This is a genomic window from Arthrobacter sp. CAN_A212 (genome assembly GCF_015752345.1).
Classification (GTDB): Bacteria; Actinomycetota; Actinomycetes; order Actinomycetales; family Micrococcaceae; genus Arthrobacter_D.
This window is the reverse complement of record NZ_JADOUT010000055.1, coordinates 1-3,587: the sequence shown is the minus strand read 5'-3', so window position 1 is coordinate 3,587 and position 3,587 is coordinate 1. Positions and strand designations below refer to the sequence as shown.

At 59.0% G+C, this 3,587-nt stretch carries 1 protein-coding gene and 3 pseudogenes; all 4 read right to left on the bottom strand.

The window, feature by feature from the left end; translation table 11 throughout:
- Positions 1–87 precede the first annotated feature (87 nt).
- Positions 88–973: pseudogene (locus IWX64_RS16645) on the bottom strand (IS3 family transposase); the annotation flags it as partial.
- Between the two features lie 68 nt (positions 974–1,041).
- A pseudogene (locus IWX64_RS16640) lies at positions 1,042–1,594 on the bottom strand (recombinase family protein).
- Positions 1,595–2,538: 944 nt separating this feature from the next.
- Positions 2,539–3,111, bottom strand: a complete 573-nt coding sequence (locus IWX64_RS16635; protein ID WP_196868240.1) for a recombinase family protein — start codon at positions 3,109–3,111, stop codon at positions 2,539–2,541.
- A gap of 169 nt (positions 3,112–3,280) precedes the next feature.
- Positions 3,281–3,587, bottom strand: a pseudogene (locus tag IWX64_RS17210) (hypothetical protein); the annotation flags it as partial.

The following is a 3,587-nucleotide window of genomic DNA, read 5'->3' as shown; positions in this document are numbered from 1 at the left end:
CGCAATATTAAGCCGAGGAACGGGACCAAGACCCCCGAATCACAAGGGCAAACGCACCAAACTCGGCTTAACGTTTTCCTCGGCATAATCGGAGTGGAAGATCGCATCTGCCTCGACCCTGGTGGTCCGGGTAGCGTTTGTCAGGGCGTCCGCGACGAGTTCGGTGCGCATGTGATCGGCGATGGACCAGCCCACGACCTTCTTCGAATAGCAGTCGATGACGGTGGCCAGGTAAATGAATCCCTGCCAGGTGTGAATGTAGGTGATGTCCCCGACGAACTTGGTCCCGGGGCGGTCCGCGGTGAAGTCCCTCTTGACCAGGTCCGGGACCGCGTCAGTACCTTCGGCATCGGCGTTGGTGGTGACCCGGAACGGGCGCGGCTGGCACGGCACCAACTCCTCAGCACGCATGATCGAGCGCACCAGCTCCGGGGAACACAGTGTCCCTTCAGCGGCGAGGTCCGTGTGGATTCGCCGGTACCCGTACGTACCGTCGGCTTCATTGAAGAAGTACCGGATACGCACCGCCAGTACCTGTCGGCGGGCCGCAGTGGCGGAGCGTGGCCGGGAGAGCCAGTCATAGAATCCGGAGGTCGACACTGCCAACCACCGGCACATTTTCCAGACCGGATCAGTGGCACCTGGCAGGGTTTTTGGGCGTCGATGAACTCGTACTTCGCCACTACCGTGGATCCCTTGCAAAGTACGGGGCCGCTTTTTTCAAGAACGCGGCCTCGGCCCGGAGTTCCTGGTTTTCGCGCTCGAGTTCCTTCAACCGGGCACGCTCTGAAACGCTCAGATCGGTCTCGGTCCCGCCGTGGGATTCGCGGTATTTCATCACCCACCGGCGCAGGGTCTCCGGCCCTACCCCGTAGGCCTTGGCGACATCCACCACGGGCTTGGATGTATCAATAACTTCCCGGGCCAGTTCGTCCTTGAACTCCTGGCTAAACCGGCGACGCGAAACAGACATACTGCAGATCTCACTTTCAGTAGAAACCTCAGTTTAAGAGGTCCCACTGTCCGAAATCCCTAGGCCACTCATCTCTGCATAATGCGGTACACCGTGCTCCGTGCAACCTTGAAGAGTTCTGCGATCTCGGTGGTGGTGTGTTGTCCTCCCTTATATAGGGAGATGAGGTGTGCTTCCTGGGACTTGGTGAGCTTGGGTTGTTTGCCGCGGAGGCGTCCTTTGGCTTTGGCGACTTGCATGCCTTCGCGGGTGCGGGCGCGGATGAGGTCTGATTCGAATTCTGCGACCATGGCAAGGACGTTGAAGAGGAGCCGGCCGACGGGGTCGGTGGGGTCGTGGACTGATCCGCCGATGCTGAGTTTCACGTGTCGTTTGGTGAGATCCTCAATAATGTCTCGGGCGTCGGGGAGTGATCGTGCGAGCCGGTCGAGTTTGGTGATGACGAGGTTGTCGCCGGCCCGGCAAGCGGCAGGGCTTCTCTCAGTCCTGGTCGATCGCGGTTGGTGCCGATCAATCCTGGTCCACGTAGATCCGGTCCTTTGGCACATTCAGTGCGGCGAGCCCGTGGCGTTGAGCGGAGAGGTCTTGTTCGTTGGGATACGCGCGTGGATTCGATCGCAAGTTGGCGGTGTCTTGTTAGTGGTGAGCGGCGGCTAGTCTGCAATCAGGGACCGCGCTGCCATAGCTTCAGGTGGGAAGGCATTGTGATGAAGGAAAAGCCGAGACGAATGCTTCGGTTATTCGTCAGGCCCATGATCGAGTCAGTGCTTTTGGGTGTGATCGCCGGCATGATGGGTCAAGTCCTCCTGCCCGAAGGCACCCTGCTGAGCTCGGGAGTTGTGCCAGGGATCATGTTGGGGATTGTTGGCGGTACTGTCCTCGCCTTCGCTCACCTTAGGACTGACTCCAGGCATAACCCGTACTCAGGGGGTAAGTACCGAGTATTGGTATGGACCACTGTGTCGGCGGCCGCCGCATTCTGGGTAACGGCGCTTTGGACTTCGAACCCCCAGATCGCATGGTCGGGGCGCGTCCTTCTTTGCTCCGGCGTAGCAATCGCTTATGGGTTTCTGACCTACCGCGCCTTATCTCCGAAGCGTCAGTAGCTTCCACGGTCGTAGCCTCACATGTGGGGAACACAGCGTCTCGGTTCCGCATGTCGAAAACAATGAGTTCCACGTATAAGCAAGAAGCGAAGTTGAGTAAATTCGGGCTGCGGAAGTGGTCCCCACTGTCATGACGTTCCAACGGGGTGCCCTTTGCTGGGATGAGCTTACACTTTTAGTGTGGCCGATCTGCCGGTAAGGGGACTCACGGGTTGTCTCGGCAACGAGATGAGAAAGGCAGAAAGTAGACCCCGGAGTGTCGCCACTTTAAGCACACGTTGGTTGGTCTGCCCCCCAAAGTCGTAGGGCTTTGGGGGCAGACCAACCACTGTGAAGATATCCCGGCCGACGTCGAGGTGCACCTACCTGCCGACAAATGCGAAGCCCGGGCCGACGCTCTGCATCGCAGACAAGGCTGAACCAGGAAGCACAACGCTTTCCCACTTTTCTTGTCCTTCGTCATGGGGTCCGCTGCACGATCCTGTACACCGTGCTCCGGGCGACTTTGAAGAGTTCGGCGATTTCGGTGGTGGTGTGTTGTCCTCCCTTATATAGGGAGATGAGGTGTGCTTCCTGGCTCTTGGTGAGTTTGGGTTGTTTGCCGCGGAGGCGTCCTTTGGCTTTGGCGACTTGCATGCCTTCGCGGGTGCGGGCGCGGATGAGGTCTGATTCGAATTCGGCGACCATGGCGAGGACGTTGAAGAGGAGCCGGCCGACGGGGTCAGTGGGGTCGTGGACGGATCCACTGATGCTGAGTTTCACGTTTCGTTTGGTGAGATCCTCAATAATGTCTCGGGCGTCGGGGAGAGAACGTGCGAGCCGGTCGAGTTTGGTGATCACCAATGTGTCGCCGGCTCTGCAGGCGGCGAGGGCTTCGCGCAGTCCTGGTCGATCGCGGTTGGTGCCGGTCAATCCGTGGTCGACATAGATCCGGTCTTCGGGCACATTCAGTGCGGCCAGCCCATTGCGTTGGGCGGTGAGGTCTTGTTCGTTGGTGGAGACGCGCGCGTATCCGATGATGTGTCCGGCCATGAGACTAACTGTAGCGCTAGAGCTACCTAAGCGAGACAATTTAACGGGCGGGGTAAACGCGAATCAGAAAACCCAGGTTCCATATGGGTTTTTTGGCGGCGGGGGAGTGGCGAAAAAGTGGCGCGGTGAAGGATCCCCGACCGCGACAGACTTAGAGTGGCCAGTCGGTTCACATTGGGGTTATGGCCCAGGACTCCTGGTAAGTGGAGCGTTGCCAATGCTGTCTTGGGCCGTCCCACTCGCGCACGACATCGGTCAGCCAGATCGTCGTATCGGGGTTCCACCCTGCAAGGACAGTGGACGTATTGGCGTCGATCTGAAGTGCTCGATTGGCGCTACTGAGGTATGCCAGGACTGTCACATGCACCGCGTCCCACCGCTCCGAGACCTTCTCCCAGTCCGGTATTACCCACTCGCCGTCGCGCGTCGTACAACGAAACCAGTCATGACGCCGAGATGCAGTGACGTTCATAGGG